General features: G+C 38.5%; 25 protein-coding genes and 1 pseudogene. 11 read left to right on the top strand and 15 right to left on the bottom strand.

The annotated features are described in order from the left end of the window. Nucleotides 1-238: 238 nt before the first annotated feature. Nucleotides 239-1,171, bottom strand: a complete 933-nt coding sequence (locus BMX63_RS05925; protein WP_093132941.1) for an L-threonine 3-dehydrogenase — start codon at nt 1,169-1,171, stop codon at nt 239-241. A 40-nt stretch (nt 1,172-1,211) separates the two neighbouring features. Continuing rightward, nucleotides 1,212-2,402, bottom strand: coding sequence for a glycine C-acetyltransferase (locus BMX63_RS05920; protein WP_093132939.1), 1,191 nt, complete (start codon nt 2,400-2,402; stop codon nt 1,212-1,214). 288 nt (nt 2,403-2,690) lie between these two features. Between BMX63_RS05920 and BMX63_RS05915 the strand changes: the two genes are divergently transcribed. Further along, a complete protein-coding gene (locus BMX63_RS05915) occupies nt 2,691-2,933 on the top strand; it encodes a stage VI sporulation protein F (RefSeq protein ID WP_093132937.1) in 243 nt (80 codons plus the stop codon). Nucleotides 2,934-3,010: 77 nt separating this feature from the next. Here BMX63_RS05915 and BMX63_RS05910 read toward each other — a convergent pair whose 3' ends face one another. From BMX63_RS05910 to pxpB, 3 genes are read right to left on the bottom strand one after another with little or no spacing between them, the layout of a single operon-like run. Further along, a complete protein-coding gene (locus tag BMX63_RS05910; RefSeq protein WP_093132935.1) occupies nt 3,011-3,778 on the bottom strand; it encodes a LamB/YcsF family protein in 768 nt (255 codons plus the stop codon). Between the two features lies 1 nt (nt 3,779). Beyond that, nucleotides 3,780-4,790 (bottom strand): 5-oxoprolinase subunit C family protein, encoded by a 1,011-nt coding sequence (locus BMX63_RS05905; protein ID WP_093132933.1) that lies wholly within the window; start codon nt 4,788-4,790, stop codon nt 3,780-3,782. After that, nucleotides 4,783-5,502: a 5-oxoprolinase subunit PxpB gene (pxpB, locus tag BMX63_RS05900; RefSeq protein WP_093132931.1), complete on the bottom strand. Its 720-nt coding sequence runs from the start codon at nt 5,500-5,502 to the stop codon at nt 4,783-4,785. Before pxpB ends, BMX63_RS05905 begins: the two co-directional genes overlap by 8 nt. Before the next feature lie 103 nt (nt 5,503-5,605). On the opposite strand from pxpB, the gene BMX63_RS05895 reads away from it, so the two are divergent. Together BMX63_RS05895 and BMX63_RS05890 are read left to right on the top strand one after the other, a co-directional pair. After that, nucleotides 5,606-6,289 carry a CPBP family intramembrane glutamic endopeptidase gene (locus BMX63_RS05895; RefSeq protein WP_093132929.1) on the top strand — a complete coding sequence of 228 codons (684 nt, stop codon included), beginning with the start codon at nt 5,606-5,608 and terminating at the stop codon, nt 6,287-6,289. 133 nt (nt 6,290-6,422) lie between these two features. Next, entirely contained in the window at nt 6,423-7,976 is a 1,554-nt protein-coding gene (locus tag BMX63_RS05890; RefSeq protein WP_093132927.1) for an FAD-dependent oxidoreductase, read from the top strand. A 199-nt stretch (nt 7,977-8,175) separates the two neighbouring features. On the opposite strand, the gene BMX63_RS05885 is transcribed toward BMX63_RS05890, so the two are convergent. Beyond that, a complete protein-coding gene (locus BMX63_RS05885) occupies nt 8,176-9,036 on the bottom strand; it encodes a DUF421 domain-containing protein (protein ID WP_093132925.1) in 861 nt (286 codons plus the stop codon). Nucleotides 9,037-9,117: 81 nt separating this feature from the next. Between BMX63_RS05885 and BMX63_RS05880 the strand changes: the two genes are divergently transcribed. Further along, nucleotides 9,118-9,456 carry a DUF4363 family protein gene (locus tag BMX63_RS05880; protein ID WP_093132923.1) on the top strand — a complete coding sequence of 113 codons (339 nt, stop codon included), beginning with the start codon at nt 9,118-9,120 and terminating at the stop codon, nt 9,454-9,456. Nucleotides 9,457-9,703: 247 nt separating this feature from the next. Here BMX63_RS05880 and BMX63_RS05875 read toward each other — a convergent pair whose 3' ends face one another. From BMX63_RS05875 to BMX63_RS05865, 3 genes are all read right to left on the bottom strand, one after another. Beyond that, nucleotides 9,704-9,910 carry a DUF1657 domain-containing protein gene (locus BMX63_RS05875; RefSeq protein WP_093132920.1) on the bottom strand — a complete coding sequence of 69 codons (207 nt, stop codon included), beginning with the start codon at nt 9,908-9,910 and terminating at the stop codon, nt 9,704-9,706. Nucleotides 9,911-10,039: 129 nt separating this feature from the next. After that, nucleotides 10,040-10,936, bottom strand: a complete 897-nt coding sequence (locus BMX63_RS05870; RefSeq protein WP_093132918.1) for an NAD(P)/FAD-dependent oxidoreductase — start codon at nt 10,934-10,936, stop codon at nt 10,040-10,042. A 79-nt stretch (nt 10,937-11,015) separates the two neighbouring features. Further along, nucleotides 11,016-11,216, bottom strand: coding sequence for a cold-shock protein (locus tag BMX63_RS05865; RefSeq protein ID WP_093132916.1), 201 nt, complete (start codon nt 11,214-11,216; stop codon nt 11,016-11,018). A gap of 233 nt (nt 11,217-11,449) precedes the next feature. Between BMX63_RS05865 and BMX63_RS05860 the strand changes: the two genes are divergently transcribed. The 4 genes from BMX63_RS05860 (at nt 11,450) to BMX63_RS17965 (ending at nt 15,052) form a co-directional block, all read left to right on the top strand. Further along, the gene (locus BMX63_RS05860; protein ID WP_093132914.1) at nt 11,450-12,370 is read left to right on the top strand and encodes an FtsZ/tubulin family protein; all 921 of its coding nucleotides are present in this window, start codon (nt 11,450-11,452) and stop codon (nt 12,368-12,370) included. A 912-nt stretch (nt 12,371-13,282) separates the two neighbouring features. Further along, nucleotides 13,283-14,176, top strand: coding sequence for an SGNH/GDSL hydrolase family protein (locus tag BMX63_RS05855; RefSeq protein WP_093132912.1), 894 nt, complete (start codon nt 13,283-13,285; stop codon nt 14,174-14,176). Nucleotides 14,177-14,200: 24 nt separating this feature from the next. Further along, entirely contained in the window at nt 14,201-14,815 is a 615-nt protein-coding gene (locus BMX63_RS05850; RefSeq protein WP_093132910.1) for a YpmS family protein, read from the top strand. Nucleotides 14,816-14,881: 66 nt separating this feature from the next. Continuing rightward, nucleotides 14,882-15,052 carry a hypothetical protein gene (locus tag BMX63_RS17965; RefSeq protein ID WP_177167202.1) on the top strand — a complete coding sequence of 57 codons (171 nt, stop codon included), beginning with the start codon at nt 14,882-14,884 and terminating at the stop codon, nt 15,050-15,052. Between the two features lie 19 nt (nt 15,053-15,071). On the opposite strand, the gene cysK is transcribed toward BMX63_RS17965, so the two are convergent. Continuing rightward, nucleotides 15,072-16,001 (bottom strand): cysteine synthase A, encoded by a 930-nt coding sequence (cysK, locus tag BMX63_RS05845; protein WP_093132908.1) that lies wholly within the window; start codon nt 15,999-16,001, stop codon nt 15,072-15,074. A 283-nt stretch (nt 16,002-16,284) separates the two neighbouring features. Here cysK and BMX63_RS05840 point away from each other — a divergent pair, with 283 nt between their 5' ends. Then, nucleotides 16,285-17,463, top strand: a complete 1,179-nt coding sequence (locus tag BMX63_RS05840) for an MFS transporter (protein WP_177167201.1) — start codon at nt 16,285-16,287, stop codon at nt 17,461-17,463. 24 nt (nt 17,464-17,487) lie between these two features. Next, nucleotides 17,488-18,960 (top strand): annotated as a pseudogene (locus BMX63_RS05835) (amidase family protein). Nucleotides 18,961-19,194: 234 nt separating this feature from the next. Here BMX63_RS05835 and ltaE read toward each other — a convergent pair. Further along, nucleotides 19,195-20,217: a low-specificity L-threonine aldolase gene (ltaE, locus tag BMX63_RS05830; protein ID WP_093132904.1), complete on the bottom strand. Its 1,023-nt coding sequence runs from the start codon at nt 20,215-20,217 to the stop codon at nt 19,195-19,197. A gap of 126 nt (nt 20,218-20,343) precedes the next feature. Between ltaE and BMX63_RS05825 the strand changes: the two genes are divergently transcribed. Further along, a complete protein-coding gene (locus tag BMX63_RS05825) occupies nt 20,344-20,523 on the top strand; it encodes an H-type small acid-soluble spore protein (protein ID WP_093132902.1) in 180 nt (59 codons plus the stop codon). 33 nt (nt 20,524-20,556) lie between these two features. On the opposite strand, the gene BMX63_RS05820 is transcribed toward BMX63_RS05825, so the two are convergent. From BMX63_RS05820 to BMX63_RS05805, 4 genes are all read right to left on the bottom strand, one after another. Beyond that, a complete protein-coding gene (locus BMX63_RS05820) occupies nt 20,557-20,892 on the bottom strand; it encodes a DUF2680 domain-containing protein (protein ID WP_093132901.1) in 336 nt (111 codons plus the stop codon). A gap of 166 nt (nt 20,893-21,058) precedes the next feature. Beyond that, nucleotides 21,059-22,618 carry a BCCT family transporter gene (locus BMX63_RS05815; RefSeq protein WP_093132899.1) on the bottom strand — a complete coding sequence of 520 codons (1,560 nt, stop codon included), beginning with the start codon at nt 22,616-22,618 and terminating at the stop codon, nt 21,059-21,061. A 469-nt stretch (nt 22,619-23,087) separates the two neighbouring features. After that, nucleotides 23,088-25,427 (bottom strand): RNA polymerase recycling motor HelD, encoded by a 2,340-nt coding sequence (gene helD / locus BMX63_RS05810; RefSeq protein ID WP_093132897.1) that lies wholly within the window; start codon nt 25,425-25,427, stop codon nt 23,088-23,090. A gap of 108 nt (nt 25,428-25,535) precedes the next feature. After that, entirely contained in the window at nt 25,536-26,927 is a 1,392-nt protein-coding gene (locus tag BMX63_RS05805; protein ID WP_342731696.1) for an amidase family protein, read from the bottom strand. Nucleotides 26,928-26,989 lie beyond the last annotated feature (62 nt).

The following is a 26,989-nucleotide window of genomic DNA, read 5'->3' as shown; positions in this document are numbered from 1 at the left end:
GCTCCTTAAAGAAATAACCTTACTCATCTATCAATGTAGATAACAACCCTCTCTAAAAAAGTTATTATAAGTATAGCAAAATTCTACTATTCAGTCATTTTATATATCTACTCGTTACCTTGTTGATTTATGTTAAAAAGACGTCTGGCTCAAATAAAATGTACCCTTTGTAAAGGACATTTTAAAAGACCGGACGTCTTTTTTTAGAGGAGAATCATAGCTCTCATCATTTATTTAACTAAATTTTTTCTAGCATATCCTCAGACATCGAATGTAAGTCAAATTTAGGCTGGAAACCCCATTCTTCCTTTGCCGCTTGACAATTGATAGAATTGGGCCAGCTTTCTGCAATCGCCTGACGTATCGGATCCACATCGTACGATAGCTGAAAATCAGGGATATGCTTTCGAATAGCCTGAGCAAAATCCTCTGGTTCCGCACTTATAGCAGATACATTAAATGCGTTACGATGGATTAAACGGCTACTATCTGCTTCCATCAATTGTATAATGGCATGAATCGCATCCGGCATGTACATCATATCCATGTAAGTTCCGGACTTAATATATGAAGTATAGGCTTTATTTTCCTTTGCACCATAATACATTTCTACAGCATAATCTGTTGTTCCTCCCCCAGGTTTTGTCACATACGAAATTAGTCCTGGAAAACGAACTCCACGGGTATCAACTCCGAATTTTTGATAATAATAATCACATAATAGTTCTCCGGATACTTTATTGACTCCATACATTGTAGTCGGACGTTGAATGGTATCCTGAGGCGTTCGGGACTTCGGCGTATTAGGACCGAAAGCACCAATGGAGCTAGGCGTGAAAAATTGTGTGTTATGTTCGCGTGCCACTTCTAAGGCGTTTACGAGTCCTCCCATATTGATAGTCCATGCTAACTGCGGATTAGCTTCAGCTTTAGCCGATAGAAGGGCAGCTAAGTGCATAATGGTATCAATATGATACTCCCTGGCTAAGGAAGAAAAACGTTTAGCATCCTGAACATCTAGTATTTCAAAGGGCCCGGAATGGACAACCTCACAGTCCTCTTTGCGAATATCTGTAGCAAGGACAGAATCATTTCCGTATACCTCCCGCAGCTTCATAACTAATTCAGAACCTATTTGTCCCAACGCTCCGGTAACTAATATTTTTTTCATGGTCGTTCCTCCTGCTTCTCCTCGTTGATCCCAATCTGTACTATAATATATTTAACTCTTTCCCAATTTTTTCGTATACAGCAATCGCCTGGTCCAGCATTTCTTTTGTATGGGCTGCAGTAGGCATATTCCGTACTCTTCCTGTCCCTCTTGGAACAGTCGGGAATACGATAGATTTCGCATAAACCCCTTCTTCTATCAGCCGTTTACTAAATTGTTGTGTTGTATTTTCATCACCTATAATTACTGGAGTAATTGGAGTTTCGCTATTTCCAATATCATAGCCTAATTTCTTCAAACCATTTTTAAGATACTCACTATTTTCCCACATATTTTGCTGCAATTCTTCACTTTCCATAATTAAATCAATAGCTTTTATAGTGGCTTTTGCGTCCGCTGGTGTGACGGCTGTTGAAAATAAAAATGGACGTGAACGCACCTTTAACCAATCAATAAGGTTTTGCTTACCAGCTACATAACCGCCAATGACACCTATCGCTTTTGACAGAGTTCCCATTTGGAAGTCTACTTTATCCTGAAGACCAAAGTGCTTAACTGTACCTGCACCTTTTCCTAAGACCCCTGAGCCATGAGCATCATCCACATAAGTCATAAGATCAAATTCTTCAGCGATTTCGACAATCTCAGGAAGCTTGGCAACATCCCCATCCATTGAGAATACACCATCGGTTATGACCATGATTTTATTATATTGACCAGATTCCACTGCTTCCTTCGCTTTGGCGCGTAAATCATCCATATCAGAGTGGTTAAAGCGAATAATTTTTGCTCTTGATAATCGACAGCCATCAATAATGGATGCATGGTTTAATTCATCAGATAAAATGGCATCATTTTTGTCCATAACAGCAGATATCGCTGCCATATTACAGTTAAAGCCCGATTGATAGGAAATGGCTGCTTCTGTACCTTTAAATTCGGCAAGCTTTCTCTCTAGCTCATTATGTAAGTCCAATGTTCCATTAATGGTACGTACTGCACCTGCACCTACACCATGGGATTTGACAGCTTGGATTGCTTCTTCCTTCAAACGCTCATCTGTTGCCAGTCCTAAATAATTATTAGATGATAGATTAATAAGCTCCTTGCCATTAATTGTAATGACAGGTCCATTCGCTCCCTCTACGGTGTCAATCTCGTTGTATAGTCCTTTCGTTTTTAAGTCTCTTAAATTCTTATTTAAAAAGTGCTGAAGTTTTTGACTCGTCATCATATCCCTCCTGAAAAAGAATTAGTTTATATACAAATGTCCATATTAAATGGACAAGTAATTCATTTTAAAGACTGTTATTTAAATATGATTATACCATATAATAAGTATTTGTTCATTTCAAAAAGACAGAAAAAGCATTTATTTTATACACGATAAGCCATCGTTTTATCTGGTACACTTTTATCATTTTGGAAGAAACTCCAACACCTGACCTATCCTCTTCTGAAACGATTGAATAGGATAGTAATGGACAATGTGTTCATTACTTTCCAAGGAGGGAAATACATGGATCGTGGCTTTTTTAAAAATGTGGAAAAATCAACCGGTGTAAAGCAAGACGATATTATGAAGCTGGTAAAATCTGTTCAAAATGCAGATTTAAGTGATGAAAAAACAGTGCGCAAATTAATTAACCGGGTATCTAAAATGGCCAAAAAACCAGTGTCAAAGCAAACTGAGGATCGTTTAGTGCAGTCTATTATCAATAAACAAATTCCTAGTATGAATGATATAAAGAAAAAATTTTAGCGTCATTCCAGTGGGGAAACTTATCCCCACTGAATTTTTACCGGACAAGCTCGGGGACTTAAGAGGCTCCTACAAGTTTATATATCAGAATAAACAGCCTTTTGTAAGATTCCAGCCTTCGTTAATGTTTCATGAATCTCTTTGGCAAACGAAAGCGCATATTCACCATCTCCATGTATACAAATGGTTTCCGCTTTTATTGGTACCTTTTTATAATTTATCGATGTTACAACGTTTTCCTTTATCATCTGAATAACTTGTTGAACTGCGGTTTCATAGTCCTTAATCAGCGCTTCTTCATCAGATCTTGGTGTTAAGCTTCCATCATCCTGATAAGTACGATCCGAAAATACTTCACCAGCTGTTTTCAGTCCTATTTTTTCACCAGCAGCAATGAGCTCACTCCCGGATAAGCCAAACAAAATTAGCTCTGAATGAACATCATAAACGGCAGCAGCAAGAGCATCTGAAAGGGCTTTGTCTTGAACTGCCATATTATAGAGAGCTCCATGAGGTTTAACATGATGCAGCCTTCCCCCTTGTGTCTCGACCAGTGCCTTCAGTGCTCCTGTTTGGTAAACAACCATATCGTAGGCCTCTTGTGGTGATATATCCATATTCCGACGTCCAAAACCCATGAAATCCGGAAGACTTGGATGTGCACCGATTTCTACCTTCTTTTCCAGAGCAAGTTGAATGGTTTTTCGTATGGTTGTAGGATCTCCTGCATGAAAACCACAGGCGATATTTGCGGATGTTATATAATCCAGAATTTTTTCATCGACTACCTTCCGATGGCCGCCAAAGCCTTCTCCCAAATCACAATTGATATCTACAACGTGCATATTATCCCCCCTTTATTTTTAATAAAAGTCCCGTTTTTAATTGTTGTATTTCCTTCTCTCTTTCCAGGTACAATTGTTGTGCCTCTTTAAGTGAAATCCATTCAAACTGCAGGGTTTCTCCTGGCTTCATCTGGGCTAAATAAGGAATATCCACCGTGGTTACTTGGGCTATTTTAGGATATCCTCCTGTTGTTTGCCGATCAGCTAATAATACAATCGGATTTCCCTCTGCAGGTACCTGTATCGTCCCTATGCTCACCGCTTCTGAAATCATCTCTTTCTTTTCTTTCCATTTTATTTCTGGACCATCTAATCGGTAGCCCATTCGATCGGATTGAGCTGTAATGGTAAATAAACGTTCAACCAGCTGATTTTGGGTATCTTTCGCAAACCATTCTGTCTGTTTGCTTTTTACCACTCGGATTGGGAGTTTCCGTTTAAATCTTGATGAATAAGGTGGTCTGACAAACCAATTGGTCTCATGAAACGAAACGATAGGCCCATCTTTTTTGCCTGCCAGTCGTTGAATTTGTTCGGCTACAGCACTGGCCCGGCCTGTTTTTAATTGATCTCCTTTTTTTAACGCCCTGCCTTGAAAACCTCCCATCTTGGCCCTCATAAAAGTAGACCGACTACCCAAAACCTTCGGGACATCAAAGCCACCTGATACAGCTAAATAGGCTCGACAGCCTTCTATAGACTGGCCAAATCGCAAAACACTCCCCTTTTTTACCCAGACTGGTCGCCACATTCCCACTGATTGTTTATTGATAGTCGGGTTGAAGTCACCTCCGCAAATGGATAGAAGACAGTCTTGGTGAAACTCCATTTCCGGACCTGCCATCGTGCATTCGATTGTGGACTGATACTCATCATTTCCTACTAATAAATTGGCCAGACGATGGGAAATCGAATCCATCGCTCCACTTACACTAACTCCATATTTTTGGTATCCATACCTCCCTATATCCTGAACGGAAGAGAATAAACCTGGTTTCGTGATTTTAATCATGCTTATCCCCCAACGCTTCAAATTCTTCTGCTGTAATCGAAGTAAAACGAATGGAATCCCCTGCTTGAAGCAGACTTGGCGGAGAATAACTGGGGGTAAATAACTTTACTGGTGTTTGGCCAATAATTTGCCATCCACCTGGGGTTGCAATAGGATAAATCCCCGTTTGTTCCCCTGCAATCCCCACACTGCCAGCAGGGATGCTTAAACGTGGTGTTGGTTTTCGTGGCATGGCAATTCTTTTTGACATTCCACCTAAGTAGGGAAAACCTGGAGCAAATCCAATCATATAAACGAAATATGCTTTACTGGTATGGATGTCTATGACTTCTTTAGGTGCAAGCCGATTATACTGAGCGACTTCCTTTAAATCAGGACCAGCTTTTCCACCGTATAAAACAGGAATTTCTACAACCTGAGGATCTGTTATTCGTTTTGGCTCTGAAGTTTGCAGAAGTCTATTTATCGTTTGAGCGACAAAATCATAAGGGAGTGTAGGAGAAGAACAGGATTGAGCCTTTATCACCTTTATTGGATCATAATAGATAGTTACAGATGTAAACGAAGAAACATATTCTATCATCCAGTCAAAAGATTGTTCATCTAATTGAAGCATTACAGTTCTTACTCTTTGATGTATATCCTTGTTTATAGAATCACCAAGGTCAATGACAATGGCCTGATCACCTAATGGATACAATTGGTATTTCATAGAATCCCCCCTGACACATCGCGTAAAATCCCTTCCTTCTATACTTTCTTCTTAATGGCCTTTGTATTTCCTTCTTTTTGTTATACTTTAAACAGGTGATGATATGAAGAGAAAGCATGCTTTAACAATTGTTATACTGGCTGTGATTCATTCTATATTGATGGTAGTCATTGAACAGGCATTAAAGGCTACCTATGTACCCAAAACAATGGCAAAAGTTTGTTTGTTTTTATTTGTACCATTGTTTTTCATTCGGTTTATATGGAAGCAGAGAATTCTTGATTTTTTACATTTAAAAGCAATGGACTGGAAGCGATTAAAAGGTGGTTTTCTACTGGGAATTGCGGCTTTCATCATTGTTTTATTAACCTTCTTTTTGCTAAAAGACTTTATCAATCTTGGAGGAATTATAGGAGATTTAAAAACGAGACTTCACATTACACAGAAAACTTATATGTATGTAGCTCTTTACATTACATTTGGAAATTCCTTATTAGAGGAGTTCTTTTTTCGAGGTTTTATTTTCTTAAATTTATATCAGACAAACCATAAAGTCTTTGCTTACCTCTTTTCTTCAAGTCTTTTTGCACTTTATCATATCGCTATATTTGCAACATGGTTTACTATTTGGTTAATCTTGCTTGCGTTACTTGGGCTCTTTACAATCGGCATCATCTTTTGCTGGTTAAATACAAAGTCGAATAACTTTTTAAATTCCTGGATTCTACATATGTTAGCGGATATTGCTGTAGTTTCGATTGGGTTTTACTTGTTTAGCGTGTATTAATCGAATGTAATGTTTGTGAAGAAATAGATGTATGCAGCAATCCATTAGTTTACACTTTTCCTTTTGGATTCGTATGGATTTGGCTCATTTGGAAAAATTAGTATTAGTGCTATCAAAATGAAGGAGGATCCACATGAGCCAAAACAAGCCATCAAAAAATATGATGCCCACCTACCCAGAGCCCTTTTGGAGGGATTCGGTACCCTTTGATCAATATGACCCTCTTGATAAAGATATTGAAGCGGATGTAGTCATCGTTGGGGGTGGAATTACCGGTATTACAACAGGTTATTTACTGCAGCAGGAAGGCATGAACGTTGTCATACTGGAAGCGAGCCAAATTCTAAATGGAACAACAGCGCATACCACGGCGAAAATCACTGCACAGCATAATATAATTTATAATGAATTTATGAATCACTTTGGCAAAGAAAAAGCCCGTGATTATTATGAAGCAAATATGCAGGCTAAAGCGTTCATTCAAGATCTCATTGAAAAACACGATATCGATTGTGACTTTAAAGAACAGGATGCCGTGATTTATGCAACCTCAAACCAGTCACGAATGGATCTGGAAACAGAGTGGGATGCCTACGAAAAACTGGGCATTGACAGTGAGTTCCTGGAAGATATTCCGCTTCCCATTGATCATGTAAAAGGCGCTTTAGTGATGAAAAATCAGGCTCAGTTTCACCCATTAAAGTATCTAAAACACCTGGTTGATGATTTTATTAAAAGGGGCGGAAAGATTTACGAAAAAACAACTGCTGTCGATGTACAAGAGGAAGCAAGACCTAAAGTTATTACAAAACCAGGATACAAAGCAGCCGCGCAATATGTAATTTCTGCATCTCACTTCCCATTTTATGACTTTAAAGGGGCCTATTATTCCAGAATGTACGCCAGTCGCTCCTACGTTATTGGTGTTAAAACCCGTGAAAAATTTCCTGGAGGTATGTATCTAAGTGCCGATGAGCCAACCAGGTCACTCCGAACAGCCACATATAAAGGCGAAGAAATCGTGATTGTAGCTGGTGAAAATCATAAAACAGGACATGATACCGATACGATAAAACATTATGAGGCCCTCCAGGACTTTGCCAATCAAAAGCTGGGCATTAAGGAATTTTTATATCGCTGGTCTGCCCAGGATTTAACCACATTGGATAAAGTACCCTATATAGGACGAATTACAGCAAACGAGCCAAGCATCCTCATTGCAACCGGATTTCGCAAATGGGGCATGACAACCAGCACTGTCGCAGCTCAATTAGTAACGGACATAATCCTTCGAAAGGATAATCCTTTCGAAGAACTTTACAGCCCATCAAGATTTAAGGCAGATCCAGGTTTGCGAAGGTTTGTAAGCCAAAACCTGGATGTAGCAGGACATTTTATCAAAGGCAAAGTCGGCATGAAGTCAAAATCAACAGAAGACTTGGAAAATGGTGAAGGTGCCGTCGTAAAAATCGATGGAGAAAGAGCAGGAGCTTATAAAGATGAAAATGGTAAGCTCTATGTCGTTAATACAACCTGTACTCATATGGGATGTGAACTTGAATGGAATAGTGGTGAACACACATGGGATTGTCCTTGTCATGGTTCTCGTTTTTCCATAGAAGGAGATATTATCGAAGGGCCGGCAGAAAGGCCTTTAAGTCAAATTGATGTAGATGATGGCGCTTGATTTGTGTTGGCTGGGGGCTGGTGGTGCAGCCCCCATTTATGTTAAATAAACCGTTTTAAGATGTTGCTTTTTGAAAACCATAAGCTTTTATACTTATTTACATTTTTTAATTCAATGATTTGCCCAACCACATCTGGTAACCTCACCAAATAAGCGAAAAAGCCTATAAGCTGACGTTTACGCTTATAGGCTTCTCCGTTTATTTTAATAATGGATTTAAATCATTAATTAACTGCTGTAATTGCTGTGATTGTTCATAGTAAAGCTGCTTAGTCTCTTTATCTTTTGTTTGCAAAGCAAATCCTTCTAAATCCGCTTGTATTTTTCTTAACTGGGCAGCAAGCAATGGCTTTTGCTGAATTTGCTGATCGTCCGTGTCGTCCACATATAAATCCACATAAACATTTCCTTTTGAATCAATTTGAGCGAGAAAAACATCTGAGAAGTTCTGTGCACCCTGCTTGTTAATCTCACCAAGTAACCATTCTTTCGTATAACCATATTCTTTTAATTTCTTCTCAATTAACTTCCCATCAATAATTACAATTTGCGGTCGATGTTCATCTTCCACCATTAGCCCCATGGTTTGGGGCGTTAATGGCTGATTACCTGCTTTCTTCATGACACTAACCTGTCCATCAGTCTCAAGAACAGCCAACTCCACATCCGAGACTTTAAAAGCATTTTTTTCTCTTAGTCTTATTAATAAATCGTCATAAGTAAAACGGACCTTTTTCAAATTCTCTTCTAAAATCTTACCATTTTCAACCAATATAGTTGGAGATCCTTCTACTAGTCCCCGAAAAGCAAAAGATTTTAGGGCTATGTAGGAGATAATGAAGAGAAATATCGTTAAATAAACTAATGCATAGACACCTTTCATTATTTTAACGGATTCATTAACTGAAACGGTCGCTGCAATACTACCAATTGTGATTCCCGTTACATAATCGAAAAAGGTAAATTGTGAAATCTGTTTTTTACCCATTAGCCTTGTCAATATAAATAAAACCAGAAAAGCTATAAAGGTTCGTACGAATATCAATAAAAAGTCTGGCATCTGTAAACCCTCCCATACACACATAATTTCTCCATTTCCAGAAAAAATATGAGTGTGAACTGACAGAAAGGAAGTGGAATAATGGGAAAACCCTTTATACCCATCATTTTAATCCTTAGTATATTAACCGGCTGTTCAGCAATGGAAGAAACGAAAGATAAGTTTAATGAAAACCTCGATCAAGTTGAAATGTCGTCGAAGGTCTCTGATTGGCAGCAAGCAAAAAAACAAATCAAGAAAATTAAAAAACAGTACGACAAACACTTATGGAAAATGCAGCTACTAGGAGAGGATAAAATGTACAATAATATAGAACTTTCGATAGATCAACTAAAAGCTGCAGTTAAATCCCAAAACAAAAGCGAAATTACGAAACAAATTGAAACCATTAAATACTATTTATCTGTTGTTTTTGGATAAAACCAGCCCAACTTAAAGGACAGTTCTTGTGACAGAACATAAAAGAGGTAACCACTTTGTTTAGCGACAGAAGGATATGACGAAAACCACAGGAGATAAGGAGACATCTGTTGTACAAAGGTGAAGGGAGCTTCACTAGTCACTCTGAGTTGCTTTAGCTAATGTGACGATCTGATTTGTCTTTCCTATAATAAAACCCTTGCCAAAGATACGATAGGCAAGGGTTCCAACTATTATATTTCATACTTTAAAAACCTTTATATTCAGGTTCTTCCTGTTCAATTTGTTGTACGCGTGGCTCAAGCGTCTGAACTAACGATTTGGTTTGCTGTGCTGCGTTATTATACACTTGCTTTGCTTGCTGGTCTTGAGTTTGGAGAGCAAACTGTTCAAGACTTGCCTGGGCACTTTTAAGTCCTGCAACAGTTTGTTTTACTTGGGCTGATACAGTCATTCGTATTCCCTCCCTTCCATTGGCGGTACATCTATATTATTTGTTTCTGACTTCATCTTATAAATGGGGATTCTTGTCATTGTTAGAAAGCTTCAATCAATTTGTTAGCTTTTCATTTCACAGGCGGTCCTAAATACCTTTTTGTAAAGCTTTATGCATCCAGATTCCAGCCTGCGACCCCTCACCCATCGCTATTGTCACCTGTTCAGAATGTGCAACCACATCTCCCGCTGCCCAGACATTAGGAATACTTGTCATTTTAGTCCTTGGATTGACAACAATATGGCGATTTTCCAAACGTTCTACACCAAGCTGTTTTCCAATATCAGACCGTACATCATTACCTCCAAACGCAATAAAGCCCTTTTCCGCTTTAATTTCTTTTCCATTCTTTAGGGTTACACCTTCAAATTGACTTCCCTTTGCCAGCACATCATCAATTGAATCCTCAATATAAGAGATATCCTGCTGTGTAAGCTGCTTCATGATTTCGTCATCTACGCTCTTTTTCTCATGATTCACAAATACAAGATGATTTGACCAATAAGACAACGTTAAGGCCATATTGGCTCCCGCATTCCCAGCGCCTAAAACAATGGTTTTTTGATTCCGAATTTCATAACCATCACAATCAGGACAAACATAAATACTCTCCCCGAGACATGGGTATATGGAATCAAACGGCGGAATTCGATCCATTACGCCTGTAGCAATCAATAAAAGTTTTCCTTTATATTCATGTTGCTTTGATTGTAAAACAAAATACGTTTCTTCCTTTTTGGCTGTTTCAACCGTATCATGAACAAATTCTACACCTAACTCCTGAGCCTGTTTACGACCTATGCTACGTAAATGTTGTCCACTAACCCCATCCGGATAGCCCAGAATATTATGATAACTCTTACACAGTGTTGATCTGCCATTATTGGAATCAATCACTAAAGTTGAGTGTTCATAACGCCCTAATTGAATAGCTGCTTGCAATCCTGCAAATCCTCCACCTAAAATGATGGCGTCAAATATCAAGCTAATCACGTCCCAAAATCGTATTTGAATAGAAAAAAGAAAGGTCCTAACGATATACTCGTTAGAACCCTTGGTTTCGTTACATCTTTGTAACGTTTGCGGCTTGTGGACCCTTTTGACCTTGTTCTACATCAAAGGTAACGGTTTGACCTTCATCTAAGGTCTTAAAGCCTTCACCTTCTATCGCAGAATAATGAACGAATACATCGTCCGAACCTTCAACTTCAATAAATCCATAGCCTTTTTCTGCATTGAACCATTTCACTGTTCCTGTTGCCATTTCGATCCTCCTGAAATAAAACTTTACTGATGGTGATACGCATCCATATCACTACATTTATAATATGTGTACAAAAAGACAAATCCATACCCTTTATTTTAATCAGACGCTTTAATCCCCATTATTCCTTAAAAAAGCACAAAAGTAGTCATAGGTTTATGACAGTGAGTGACATAATTTTTATAGCTTGTCTTGTATAATGAGAAGAAAAATGACGAAGTGGTGAGCGTTATATGAAAAACGATGTAGCGATTTACAAACTGAAGCATTCACAATTTGAAAAGGATTACTATCAATATGCACCTCATATGAATCAGGATGATTTTTGCTTTTATCATTTTGTTGGCGGAGACCCTAACGAAACTGACAAACTTATTGAACAGCTTCACACGATAAAAAATGAACGAGTATTATTATTAGGCATTTTTCGCTTCCCTTTTCAATTTGAAGGTAAAAAGCGATTGGAGACGGCCATTCATCAATATTATCATATGAAGGAAATTTGTGATACTGTGGCCTTTTTCCATGGAGAGGGTATGCTTCATATGATACAATCTGACACAACCGTTGTGGAAGCCAACAAATTTTTCAACTCTTTAGAAGATGAGTTAGTAGAAGCACTTGAAAATATGGTAAGTATACCAGGTGAAATGAATATAGACGTCCAGGACATTAAGCATTTTATCACACAAAGTGACGGGCCATTATTTTTACATACAATTGAAAGAGATTCTTTTGATCAGCCATTAAAAAATTTAATTTCAGCTCCATATTTACCTGATAATTATGCAGACGGCAAACAAATGATTCTCAATATTGGCTATACACAAGGAGTGGATATGGAAGCCTATCGTCAAATTAACCTCCGTCTTCATGATATGTTCCATAAAGCGGATTTAGTCAAATTAGGGTCCTATTATATCAATAAGCCAGGAAAACAGTTTAAAATTACGTTACTCGTAAATGGAATTGAGGATCCTTTTCCTAAGCCTGAACATTTTTCAAAAACATCTACATCTACCACCGCTCTCTGGTTTAAAAAGAAATGGGAAGGCTTATTTAAAAAAGGCAAGGAAGGAAAATCAGCTGATAAGTCCAGCCCGGCTGCCCTTACACATAACCACCATTCCCTTGGACAAGAGGAAAAGGCATAGAAACAGCTGTGGAACGAGATCCTCCGCGAAGGGATTCGTTCCGCTATTTTTATTAAGTAATTTCAAGTTTTGCACGGATTTTTTAAACTTACCCATTCCCTAATCCTCTATCTGTATAGCTAACTTTGTTATGTTTTACTCCGTTAAAAGGTTCAACGCTTGGTGCTCCCTTTGATAACGTCTTTCCTATTTCAAAACGGTTTAAACAGTATCGAAAATCACTTTCTCATGATATCCTAAAATTAACCCTTAATTTGTTTTTATTTTATACGTAACTTTATAATAATAATAGGTCAAGCAGGAATTTTCAGGCTAATAAATATTAGTTGGTGGTCTGTTTGAAGGACAATAATCATTATTTTTACAGAGATTTGTCTTTCATGATGGGTATGAAGGACAATTTAAATGTGTTCAGCAATATTTTGTCTTTCATTACCTTAATGAAGGACTTTTAGGATGATCAAATGCCTCTTTTTGTTCTTCACACCTTCCATGAAGGACATCTCCCTTACACCATTCACATACCTTGTCCTTCATCTCCGCTGGGATCGCTTATGACAGTTTAAACCTAGTTCCTACAGCTTACCTTAAGAAAATACTTCATACTAGAAGTAAAATTTTTGAATATAATACAAAAAGAAGAAACATCTAAAATCATTTCTTTTCAAACACTGTTTTTTCACAATTAAAATTGGGAAATGTATAAACAAGAAAAGCGAAGGCGACTGGTTAGGTCCAACTGCATAAGCAGAATACACGAAGTGGCACGGTTTTCGCCACGTAGTGGATTATGCTTATGTCTGCTTGGACCTAGGAGCCGCAGCTGGACATCGAAAAAACGGCAGGGCCTCAGTTAAATCCGACTGAAGATTTAACGATAAATCATAGATATTACTGACAGGTGTGGATAACATGAGAAAAATAATCGTTACCGTTATAATGCTTCTATTCGTTGTACTCGTTGGGTTTGTGATTTTTCCCCCGTCAAATGATAACACTCAAACAAATGGACGAATTGCTCAGGAAAATCAGCATACATCGGCACAGGACGGCAAGGATTCAACCTCCTCTAATGAAGAGGGAACCATTACAGATAAAGTGTCTCAATCAGTAACAGAAGTCGTTGAGAAAACGATTGATTTCTTTGTACCTAAAACACTTCATATAACAGCTGTTGGGGATTCATTAACACAGGGTGTTGGCGATGAAACAGAAAACGAGGGATATGTAGGAATAGTAAGGAATCGTTTGGAAAATAGTAATGTTGATCAATTGGTTGTGGATAATTTTGGAAAAAGGGGAAATCGTACAGACCAGCTGTTAAAGAGGTTAAAAGAAAAGGAAGATTTAATTTCTTCAGTAAAAAATGCCGATATGGTTCTCATAACCATTGGAGCAAATGATATCATGAAAATCGTAAAAGAAAATTTCACCTCTTTATCTTATGATACTTTTACAAAGGAACAATCTGCGTATCAGAATCGGCTAGAGGACATTTTCACCATCATACGACAATATAACGAGGATGCGCATATCTTTTTAATCGGCTTATTCAATCCTTTTTCACAGTACTTTGAGGACATACCTGAATTAGATAAAATCATAACGGACTATAATTATATCGGGCAAAAGGTCGTATCCAATTATGAGTCTGCAACCTTTATACCTGTAAAGGATTTATTTGTAAATACAGATGAAAATCTGTTTGCCGAGGACCACTTTCATCCAAATTCCAAAGGATACCAATTAATGGGTGAGCAAATATTAAAATACTTAGAAGAATTTTTTGAAATCAATCAGGAATAACCATGGGGATTGGAGAATAGCGTCATGTATAAGAATAAAAATAAATGGAAGGTGCTATTTTTCGGAATAGCAGGAATTAACCTTTTTCTCTTAATTTGGGTCATATTATTAATATTCCTGCCGCTTTCAGGGGAAACACCTGATCCAAACCATCAGGAAGTGGATAAAGGAGAGGCTGAATTCACCATTTCCTCTTCCAAAGAAAATTTAAATAAGTTAATCAATACCTATCTTGATGAGCTGTCAAAGCACACAAATCTTGATTACACTGTAAAAATAGAAGAAAGTGTTCAACTTATCGGAACGATAGAGGCATTTGATCAGGATATCCCACTAACAGCCCGTTTTGATCCTATTGTTCAAGAAAATGGGGATCTGATGCTAAAGCTTCGTTCCATTTCACTTGGAAGGCTTGAACTGCCTAATAAACGAGTATTGGATTATGTCAAGGATAACTATCCTATGCCTGAATGGGTCAAAGTGAATCCTGGTGAGGAAACCATTTATGCAGCTATTACAGAAATGGAAATGAGAAGTAACTTTAATATAGAGGTTATGAGCTTTAATCTAAAAAACAATCATCTGGCGTTTAGAATAAGGGTTCCTAACAAAGCATTTGATTTAAGTAAAGCCTTTTAGCCCTGAGGAACTTTCGATTATCTTTTTTATATTTTCGTTCATAATAAGCCTAAAGGAGGCATGTTCATGCGACTACCTCAAGCCATGGCCTATACAACCATTGCTATGAAAAAATTAGGCTACACCAGACGGGAAATAGAAAATATTACCAATACTATGTTAAGCCAATATGAAATTTATGGAGAAAATGAAGCTGAACAATTAGCCGATGAAATATTATTTGAGGACAAGCGTTAAATAGGCTTGCCCTCTTTCTTTATTCTTCAAATAAATCACTGGAAAGGTATCGTTCCCCAGTGTCAGGTGCTATGGCCACTATAATATCTTCCGGCGTTTTACGTTTTGCTACTTCCTTTGCTACAAAACAAGATGCTCCTGCTGATGCACCTACTAAAATTCCCTCTTCTCTTGCTAATCTTCTTGTGATGTCATAAGCCTGCTCGTCTTCTACCAGGATAATCTCATCGTAAACCTCTTGATTTAGTGTATCCGGTATAAAGCCCGGACTGGTTCCGACTAATTTATGTTTTCCCGGCTTACCTCCTGATAAGACTGGAGATCCTGCTGGTTCTGCTACATGAATGGTTAAGTCCTTATAATATTTTTTCAATTCCTCACCTGTTCCAGTAATCGTTCCTCCAGTACCAGCCGTAGCAACAAAGGCTGTAAGAGACTTATTTAATTCATTCATATCATCAATGATTTCCTTTGCTGTTGTATGGCGATGAGCATCGGGATTGGCCTGATTCTCAAATTGTAAAGGAATAAAACTGTTTGGAATTTCTCTTTTAAGCTCCTCGGCTTTTTTAATCGCTCCAGGCATTTTCTCCTCACTTGGTGTGAGTACAATCTCTGCACCATATGCCTTCATTAATTTGATGCGTTCTTTCGTAGCAGAGTCAGGCATTACTAAAATGGTATGGTAACCACGAGCAGCTGCATTCATCGCGAGACCAATACCTGTATTTCCACTCGTTGGTTCAATAATCGTTGAACCTTCCTTGAGATAACCGTCCTCTTCAGCTTTTACAATCATACCATAGGCAGCGCGGTCCTTTACACTACCACTCGGATTAAACATTTCAAGTTTCAAGTAAACTTGCGCGCCATTTTCAGGAGATAGTTTATTTAATTTAACTAAAGGCGTATTGCCTATTAAATCAGACATATTATGAACAACAGTCATGATTATCCCTACCTTTTTTGCATACATTGTGTTTTTGATTGTATCATATTTGGGTATATTATCGAATACAGAAGACTTTGTCTTAAATAAAAGTGAAACACCATTACTTACGTATTCAAACCCGAGTGATGTTTTGTCACTTTTCCTATAAAATTCCCATGCATCTTCATTCCTTTTTTGGTAATATTTCGTTATGATATATATTTAGACTCACGAAATATTTAGAAGGAAGGGGTTTGTCATCTTAGATATCGAACAAATAACAAAAAGAAATTTAGCGATAATGTGGTTTGCAAACTTCTTTATTGCAGGAAGTATGACCATGGTTGTCCCGTTTTTATCATTATATATTGAAACCTTTGGTCACTTTTCCGATAAATATGTACAAAACTGGTCAGGATGGGTATTTGCCATAACGTTCGTTACAGCGTTTATTTTTTCTCCCATTTGGGGGCGATTTGGTGATTACTATGGGCGTAAAAAATTCTTAATGATTGCTGGTATTGGTTTAAGTATATGTGTATTTTTGATGGCCTTTGTTACAAATGTTATTCAATTATTTTTCCTGCGAATGTTTATGGGGCTATTTTCAGGGTTTATTTCAACAGCACAGGCACTTATATCAACACAAACACCTAAAAAAGATGCTGGAAAAGTACTTGGAACGCTACAAACCGGTAATGTGACCGGTACATTACTTGGACCATTATTAGGTGGTGTTTTAGCAGATACCTTTGGCTATTCAATGACGTTCCTTGTGACATCGATACCCTTAGTCATAGCATCCATATTGGTTATTTTTGGGGTAAAAGAATATAAGCTGGATACCCAGGATGAAGAACAAACGAAATATTCGAGTAAAGAAGTCATTCAACATATTTTTCGTCATCCCGTTTTATTAATGATCATGTTTATCTCCATTATTATCCAAGTGGCTCATTTTAGTATACAACCCATATTGTCGTTATATGTTGGGGAATTACATGGGCCTGCTAATTTAGCCTTTTTCTCCGGGCTTGCCTTCTCCATTACAGGATTGGGAAATTTACTAATGGCCAGAAGATGGGGAAGATTAGCCGATCGATTCAATCACGAAAAAATACTCGTACTCTTATTATTCTTTGCTGCTATTGTTTATTTTCCAGGAGGATTTGTAACAAATATTTGGCAGCTTGTCATAATCCGCTTCTTATTAGGCGTTTCATTAGGCGGAATTATTCCGGTACGAGTTGCCTATATTCGTCAGGCAGCACCCATCTCTATTCAAGGTGAAGTTTTAGGGTACAATACCAGTCTTCGTTTTCTGGGAAATATGATTGGCCCTTTAATTGGCGGCTTCATTTCAGGCTATTTCGGTATTTCATCCGTCTTTTTCATATCAAGTACACTTCTGTTCTTAGCTGGCGTTTCCCTATTTATTACTCTGCAAAGACATCCAAAGCCAGTTAACCAATATCAGTAAGCTTTAGAGAAGGGAACGATTTCAATGTTTAATAAAAGGTTACAAGAAATAGCAGAAAACCAGCTATTAGAAGCTACCATTGAGGAGATTCAAAAGGCTCTGGATAATGAGCGTATAACTTCTAAAGAGCTTGTCCTCATGTATTTCCAACGAATCAGCCGTTATGATCAGGAAGGAGTTAAGCTAAACTCCTTTCTTGAAATTAACCCGGATGCATTGTATCTTGCAGAAGCGCTAGATACAGAAAGAAAACAGAAAGGAAAAAGAAGTCCCTTACATGGCATTCCTATTTTGCTGAAGGATAATATTGATACCTATGACAGACTTCATACCAGTGCAGGTTCATGTGCTCTAGAACACCACGTAGCTGAAAAGGATTCGTTTGTCGCCAAACAATTACGGCAGGCAGGTGCAATCATTTTAGGCAAAGCAAACATGACGGAATGGGCGAACTTTATGACAGAAGGTATGCCGAATGGCTAGAGTTCACGGGGAGGTCAGGTGCTTAATCCTTATGGCCCTGGTGAGTTTGATGTTGGAGGATCTAGTAGTGGATCAGGTGCGGCTGTAGCGGCAAACCTTGTTACCGCCGCCATTGGAACCGAAACATCAGGCTCTATTTTAAGTCCTGCAACCTCAAATTCTGTTGTAGGGATTAAGCCAACCGTAGGAGTCGTAAGTAGAACAGGGATTATTCCGATTTCTCATACGCAGGACACCGCGGGCCCTATTGCCAGGACTGTAAAAGATGCTGCTATCGTTTTAAGTGCAATCGCTGGTGTGGATGAAGAAGATCCCATTACCAAAACCAATCTGCATCCAACAGTAGATTATCTATCCTTTTTGGAGAAAAAGGGACTTGAAGGTGTCACCATCGGCATCGCCCGGGACCCTTACTTTACGAAGCTCAATGATGAAGAACAGGAAACTTTAGAAAGAAGCCTCTCCATTTTAAAGGAGAACGGGGCAAAACTTGTGGATTATGTAAAAATACCTTCTCAAGACGAAAACTGGGATATTAATACCCTTATCTATGAGTTTAAAAACAGCTTGAATGCCTATCTTCAGACAACTGAACAGCATATTCCCATTAAGTCATTGAAGGATCTGATTGCATTTAACGAAAAACATAAGGATTTGATGCTTCAGTATGGCCAGACATTATTAACCAGAAGTGAAGAAACCAGTGGACGCTTAACAGATTCAGCCTATTTAAAAAGCCTGGAAAAAGACTTTTATTTAGCTAAGGACAAAGGTATAGACGCCGTGATGGGAGAGAACAAATTGGACGCCCTTCTCTTCCCTAACAATATTGGTGCAGGAATTCCGGCAAAGGCCGGTTACCCCTCCATCACAGTACCAGGAGGATATACATCTAGAGGAAAACCTGTTGGAATTACCTTTACCGGGAAGGCGTTTGATGAAGGAAAATTGTTAAAAATGGCCTATAGTTTTGAACAAGCAACCCAATTCCGTAAGCCACCAAAGTTGAATTAAAAAAGGAGGCTGGGAATACTGGTTTTGTGCCCCCTTTTCAAATTGGATGTGATAAAGCTTATTGTTGATTTTCTTCCAAGTTGATTGGAGCGGAAGTCCGCGAGACTCCTACAGGAAGAGCGTTATACGGGAGACCCCGCATGCGTATGCTGAGAGGTCTCCTGGACCGCCCGCAGAAAGCGAGCAAACTGGAGCGGAAATCAACACCTATGTTTGACTGAGCCTATTAATTAGTTATTCAATCATTTCTCTTACACTATGTAACACCCTGTGGATATCATCATTGGATATTCCAAGATGTGTAACTAGTCGAATAGAATATGGACCAATTGCCCCAGCTAAAATTCCATAATCCTTAAGCTGCTCAACGAATTCCTGAGCCGTAAATCCTGTTGTCTCAACATTTAAGACAACCATATTAGTCTCTACATCGTTTTCTATCGATAATTCTTTAATGGAAGCTAATCCTTCTGAAAGAGCCTGGGCATGTTCATGGTCTTTTGCTAAGCGATCAATCATTTTAGTGATGGCAATTAGTCCTGGTGCAGCAATAATACCTGCCTGTCTTAATCCACCACCAAGCCTTTTTCTCCACTTTCTTGCCTGTTCAATAAATGCTGTGGAACCAGCAATGATAGAACCTATTGGGGCACCAAGTCCTTTGGATAAGCAAAATTGCACTGAATCCGTAAAGCGAGCGTAGGTTTGAACAGAAATTCCTGATGCAACAGAAGCGTTAAATATTCTAGCTCCGTCTAAATGAACAGGCACTTGATGTAATTTAGCAAGTTCATAGATACCCTTCATATTGTCCAGAGGAAGAATGGACCCGCCTGATTGATTATGGGTATTTTCGAGGCAAATTAAGCCTGTTTCAGGAAAATGGATATCTTCAGAACGGATTGCTCCTTCCACATCTATTGGATTCATTGACCCCTTATTCCCTTTTATTGGACGAGGCTGTACGCCAGCAAAAGCTGAAATGGACGCGCCTTCATACAGATAAATATGCGCGTTCTCCTCTAGAATAATTTCTTCTCCTGGATTGGTATGGGTAAGTACAGCCAGTTGATTTCCCTGTGTACCACTGGTCACAAACAGTGCTGCTTCTTTCCCTGTTAGCTCCGTAGCCTTTTCTTCCAGTTTTTTAATGGTAGGATCTTCACCATATACATCATCCCCCACCTCGGCTTCCATGCTTGCTTTACGCATGACATCGGTCGGTTTCGTCACTGTATCACTTCGTAAATCTATCAATGTATGATTCCTCCCTTTCTTTTATCCCACTATAGCAATCAACTAAGAAACATAAAAGGTTTCATTGAATAATTTATGTAAACTTTCAAAACCTAAAACTGTACATAAACCCTAGGAGGTGGAAAAGTGAATCGCCAAAGGGCACAGGAAATTGTCGAGGCAAAAGAATTAATTAACGTAACCCATAACGCTACACCTGTTTACATTCAGCATGTAGACGAGCAAAGTGATATGGCCAGAATTTATCCTTTAGATTCACCAAATGAAGAGGAAAACGTTCCTTTAAAAAGTTTAGAAGAGCATTAACAGGGCTGTACCTTTTAGGTACAGCCCCCGTTTTTATTCCTCTTCATCTTTATGTTTATGCCGCTTATCTTTCCAATATGGAACATAGCCATTTTCCTTTAGTTTTTCCTGATGCTTTTCTAAATGCTCCATCTTCTTTTTCGCCTTTTCCTCACTCAGTACTCCAAACTCTACATATTTGTTAACCAATTGTTCGTGTAATTGAAACATTTCATTATGCAGGGCTTCAAGCTCTTGTTGTTGCGCTTGACTAAGTTCGATGTCTTCCAGATTAACCTCCGTATCTCCATGATCCTCAGCACTTGCATACGGTGCTGAAAGACCTAAAGCAAGCATGAAAGCAGCATATACGGCAATCCACTTTTTCATATGTACGATTTTCCTCCTTCTTAAATTTGTTCATATTTATTTTGTGAATAAAAAAGGAAAATATACACATTTTTTACTTTCGGATTTTTATAGAAGGCTTATCCTGTATCCTTTATATATAAACAAGGTGTTCTCAAGAAGAGAACACCTTGTTAAGGTCAAGTTTTTAACTGGCCGCTTTTTCCAGTTCTTTTTTAGCTTCTGCATCAGCTTGTTGTTTCTCACTCATCATCATTTTCGCCACTTTTACTGACGTCCAAACGGGTGGCAATAATAGCAGAGAAACCGGAACAGCAGTTACAACGATAAAGTTTTGTAAGGCCTGAATACTTCCCTCACCTATCGCTAAGAGAACAACTGTCAGAATACCGAACATAAAGGCCCAAAATACACGAATCCATCTAGCCGGATTGTCTGACCCTGTAATAGTTACGGCGACAGTGTAGGACATGGTATCTACGGTTGTAGAAACGAATACAATCGTAACCAGCAAGAATCCTAATGCCAGAATTAATCCCATTGGCAATTGATCCATAATCGCCATCACCGTAGCTGGCATTCCACCTGCATTAAAGGCTTCTGAAATAGAACCAGGATTTTCAAGTTCCTGAAATAGTCCAGTACCTCCAACAATCGTAAACCATAAGTTACTAACAAGAGGGGCAATGACTGAAACAGCTACAATTAATTCACGAATCGTTCTTCCACGGGAAATCTTACTAATAAAGATAGCCATCATTGGTCCATATCCTAAGAACCAACCCCAGAAAAAGACCGTCCAGTAGCCTAACCAGGCCTGATCCCCCCGGTATAAGGACATTTCAAAGAAGTGCTGCAACTGAAATGCCTGCGCTCCAATAAAGGAATCAATAATAAACATACCAGGACCTACTAATAGAATACCGATTCCCAATATAAGAACTAACCAGACATTTATACGACTTAATAACTGAATGCCTTTATCAACACCGGTAGCCGCAGAAATCGCCGCTATTGCAACAAGTGCTGCCATAATAATGATATTTGTTGTTAACGTATTGGGAATACCAAATAAGTCATTTAAACCATAACCTACTTGTAATCCCAAGAATCCAATTGGACCCATTGTCCCTGCAGCCACCGCAATAATCGCTACGATATCCGCAGTTGATCCAATTACACTTTTACCAAAGATTTTTTCACCAAATAATGGGTATAAAATCGTGCGTGGTTTAAGTGGATATCCTTTATGATAATGTGCATACATGAGGACAATTGTTGCTAAAGTTCCTAACGTTGCCCATGCTAAGAATCCCCAATGCATGAAGCTTTGCGCCAGGGCTGGAAGTACGGATTCAGATGCCGTCATTCCTTCTGAGGCAAACAAAGGCGGAGTCGTCATAAAGTGCTGAATAGGCTCTGATGCAGCCCAAAAAACACCGCCACTAGCGAGTAGTGTACATAAAATCATGGCAACCCAGCGGAAATATCCGTTCTCAGGTTTATCTTTCTTTCCTAATTTTAAGCTTCCATATTTAGAAACGGCTAAGCCGATTCCTACAAAGAAAATAGCGAATAATAATATTTGCCAATAAGCACCAAAATATTTAGCTGACCAGTTAAACGAGCTAGTTACCCAGCTGCCAACCATCTCAATATCAATAAAAGATAATATAACAAAAAGTCCTAAAAATCCACCACTAACGAGCATAGTGGTCCAGTCCGTTTTCGGTTTGAACGATTTCATTCTTTTCCTCCTAAAGTAAAATAAACTACTTATTTCTTATCATGTTTCAAATCTTACGCACGAATTCATTTTTCTAAAATAATTTTAAGAATGAAATCGTTTATGGGACTGATTTACAAACGGCTTTTTTCCGAATAATTAAATGCCTAAAATAGTCGTCTTGGATACTTACACCTACCCTATTTACGTTTTTAAGAGCCCTTTTTGAAAAGGGTATGTTATGATTTACCCAGATTGAGAACTCTTAAAACATCTTTATAGAATTATAGGGAGAAAATTTATCTGCGTCAACACTTATTTCGTTTCAAATCATTCCAATTCTCCTTAAATGGTTATAATGAAGTAATCTGCTAATAAACATAGCTTATATTGCTATCCTATAGCTTAAAATCCTTCCATATACAGCATATTTCCATAAAATCCAGACTCAGACCACTTAATAAACAGATGGCTATTAAGTCCATATTACCTATTCATTCACCACATTATATTTATTTTCCTGAACATCTTGTATAAAATTACTTGGTTCTCCAGCTGACATAAGGACAAGCTCATGCATAGCCCTTGTACAAGCTGTATAAAAAAGATTACGTTCCAATTCATCCTGATACACATCCTGAGAGGCGTTATAGACAACAACAGCATCAAATTCGATACCCTTAGCCAGATAAGTTGGAACAATAATCAAACCCTTTTCAAAGGTTGTCGTTTTTTCATCAATTAACGTAACGGGTAGGTAAGCCTTCAAATCAAGATACGCCTGTTTACTTTCCTGCATAGAGTGGCAGATAATCGCTATGGTTTCATACCCCTTTGCCTGCAATTCGTGAACGGTTTTAGGAATGACAGACGATAACTCGTTCTCAGACTTAACTTTTTTCAGCAATGGCTTTTTCCCATCTCTGTTAAAAGGCTCAATCATATCCCCACCATCAACGATGTGCTTTGTAAACTCAACAATTGGTTTTGTTGAACGATAGCTTTTGGTTAAGGTTATTTTCTCCATTTTTTCTTCATGAGGGGCATCGATTACGGTCTCACCTAATAATGCATGAGCATAGATAGCCTGATTCACATCTCCTAAAACGGTCATTTGACTGTTTGGGAATTTATCCTTTAGATAAGCAAATTGAAAAGGTGAATAATCTTGCGCCTCATCAATAAAGACATGACGAATCCCCCGATTAGTCATGGATCCTAACAAATGGTCGTGAACATACAAATAAGGGGTCACCTCTTCCCAGGAAAGAAATTTTCTGCTCAGGTTTTCAATACTTTGACCGCTTATCGATCCCCATTCCCTAGGTAACTGTTCTAAATAAGGCTGTTGATGGGACCATTCCTGATAAAATCTCATATAGGTGAGGCGAACATTGACAAACTGCAACCTCTTAATTTTTCGTCTGAGTGGATTCAATCTCCTTTGGACAACCCACTTACGAAGCTTTTGCTCCTCTCTTTCAAAATCATCGAAGGATTCGTCGTTGAAGCCTTTCTGCTGATCCAATTCTTGAAAGGCCTTTACATATTCTTCTTTATCAAGCAGCTCAATTTCTGATAACACCCAATCCTTCTGTCTTTCTGTTTTTTCAACAGCAGAAAGTCTCTCTAATATCCAGTCGCGAACCCCATCCATCCGATTAGCAATGGTTACATTGGAATCTAGAGAATAAAAGTATTCATAAATTTCTTCCTTTGTAATCAGAATTCTCCCTTTAAAAGTAATATTACGGAATTGAATCCCTTCACCAGATAAATAGTTGATAAAATCATCCATTAGCTGTTTGAAGGTTAAACTTGACTTAAAGTGAATGGCGGTCATTTTTTCATCATATTGTCCATCAAATCGAGTGGTTAAATAATGCTCCATCTGCTCAAAAGGCGTTTCAATCTGCAATGATTCACGTAACCGTTTTTCTATGTATTCCTGGAAAGTCGTTTGTTTCATATTTGCTTCCCCAAGCTCCGGCAGAACATTAGCCACATAGCTGTTAAATAGAGGGTTAGGGGAGAAGAGCAAAATGTTTTCTGATGTAAGTGACTGTCGATGCCGGTACAATAAGTATGCTACCCGTTGCAAGGCTGCTGAAGTCTTTCCGCTTCCCGCTACTCCTTGAACAACTAAAATTTTGTTATCCTCATTCCGAATAATTTGGTTTTGTTCCTTTTGAATGGTAGCGACAATGCTTTCCATCGTCTCACTGGCATTTTGACCAAGTACTGATTGAAGTAAGTGGTCCCCAATAGTAATTCCTGTATTGAACATTCCTTCAAGCTTTCCATTTCGAATAATAAATTGTCGCTTGAGCTTGATTTCACCTGTTATTTTGTCATCCATCGTTTCGTATTCCGCTCTTCCTGGAGGATAATCATAATACATACTTGAGATTGGAGCCCGCCAGTCATAAATTAAAAAGTTTTCCTCGTTGGCGTCCATTAACGATGAAATTCCAATATAAATCCGATCGGTTTCTTCTTCGCCATCCTCTAAAAAGTCGATTCTGCCAAAGTACGGATTATTCTTTAATTTATCTAACGTTTTAAGCCTTTCACTCCACTGTCCGTGGCTCCTTTCTCGCTCAGAAAGGAGTTCTGCCTGCTGTTTAATACTTGCCTGAGTTTCAATTACATCATCAGGCTCATCAAGATTAACCGTGACATCCTCCCAAAAATTCTTTCTTAACTCAATAACACGATTCTTTACTTCACTGACGTTTACTTTTAATTTTTCAATAATCTTATCAATTTCATTTTGGACCCTTTTTATCCGTTTTTCTTCAGAGATTTTTTCTTGATTCTGTTCCGTCATGACGATCACTACCTTACATGATTTAATGATTTCTACTTCTCATTCTATTATGGAATCGCTCGTTCTATTTCTATACAAATATGGCAGTAACGAACCGTTTAAGCTTGTTTATATATATTGATTTCCAGCGTATTCCATCTTAAACCTTTTATTCACGTTTACCCAATAATCGGTTGTTTCTAATTGACTTGCCAATTCTAATAATAAATCTTCCCGACCTCTGGCCGCAATAAACTGAACTCCAAGAGGCAGGTTTTTTTCCGTTTGATACAGGGGTACGGACATAGCTGGTTGACCCGTCAAGTTCGCCAATTGCGTGAAGGGGGTTCTTTTCAGACTGTTTTCTGCTATTTGACTGGCCAGGCCGATGAGGAGCTTCTCAGATGGTTTTGTATCCAGCTCACCGATTTGAGCTTGTTTGAAGGCTGTTGTAGGTGTCAAATATAAATCGTATTGTTCATGAAAGCTTTCCATCTTGTATGCAGCCAAATCCCATTCTCTAAGGCTTAACACATAATCCTCAATGGAACCAGACTTTCCAAGTATTCCAAGTAGCCAGGTTGAAGCTTCTACATCGGATGATTTTGCTTTTCTTCCCAAAACACCCTCTAAATCGTGTAACATTGCTGCTACTTCACCGAAATACATGGTTAAATAACTTTTCGCTAATTCCCGGCCGTTTACATTTGGTTCTTTTTCTTCAACATGATGGCCCATATCCTCTAATAGTTGTACTGTTTTTTGAACTGCTTCTACACACTCCTTTTCGACTTCAGTTCCTATCGGTGAATTAGTAGAATAAGCAATTTTTAGCGGACGCGCTTTTAATGCTTGTACAAGCTTAAGATAGCTTCCATAAAAAGGGGGAGCGCGAAAAGCACTCGCTTTTTCATTTACATATAATTCATCCAGCATCGCTGCACTATCGCGGACCGTTTTTGATAAAATATGATCAACAGAAGCTCCCTGCCAATTTCTCCCTGCACGAGGCCCTACTGGCGTTCTCCCTCTCGTTGGCTTTAAACCAAATAGTCCAGTATATGCTGCAGGAATACGAATGGATCCTCCTCCATCATTTGCTCCTGCTATCGGTACCATACCAGAAGCAATAGCCGCAGCTGAGCCTCCACTGGAACCGCCTGGTGTATAGTTAGTATGCCAAGGATTTCTTGCAGGTCCATAGTACTCAGGTTCAGTAATCCCCATCAAAGCAAACTCCGGCACATTCGTTTGTCCTAAAAAAATTACACCTGTATCCCTTAACCTTTTAACAAAATGTGAATCCTCTTTGGATCTGTAATTCACAAAAGCTCTTGATCCAGCAGTCATTGGCTCTCCCTTTAATTCCTGTGTAATATCTTTTAATAGCATAGGCACTCCTGCGAATGTTCCCGAAATTGGTTGTTCACTTTGATACTTGGCTTGATTATACATTTTATGAATAACTGCATTTACAACCGGATTGTATTTATCTATTCGTTTTACAGCTTCCTCTACCAATTCAAACGGTTTTACTTCCTTATTTTAAACCAGCTCTGCTAACCCCAGCCCATCATAATTTT

This window comes from Salinibacillus kushneri, assembly GCF_900111405.1.
In the GTDB taxonomy this organism is placed as follows: Bacteria; Bacillota; Bacilli; order Bacillales; family Alkalibacillaceae; genus Salinibacillus; species Salinibacillus kushneri.
Note: the sequence above shows the minus strand (reverse complement) of the source record. Positions and strands in the feature narration are given on the sequence as shown.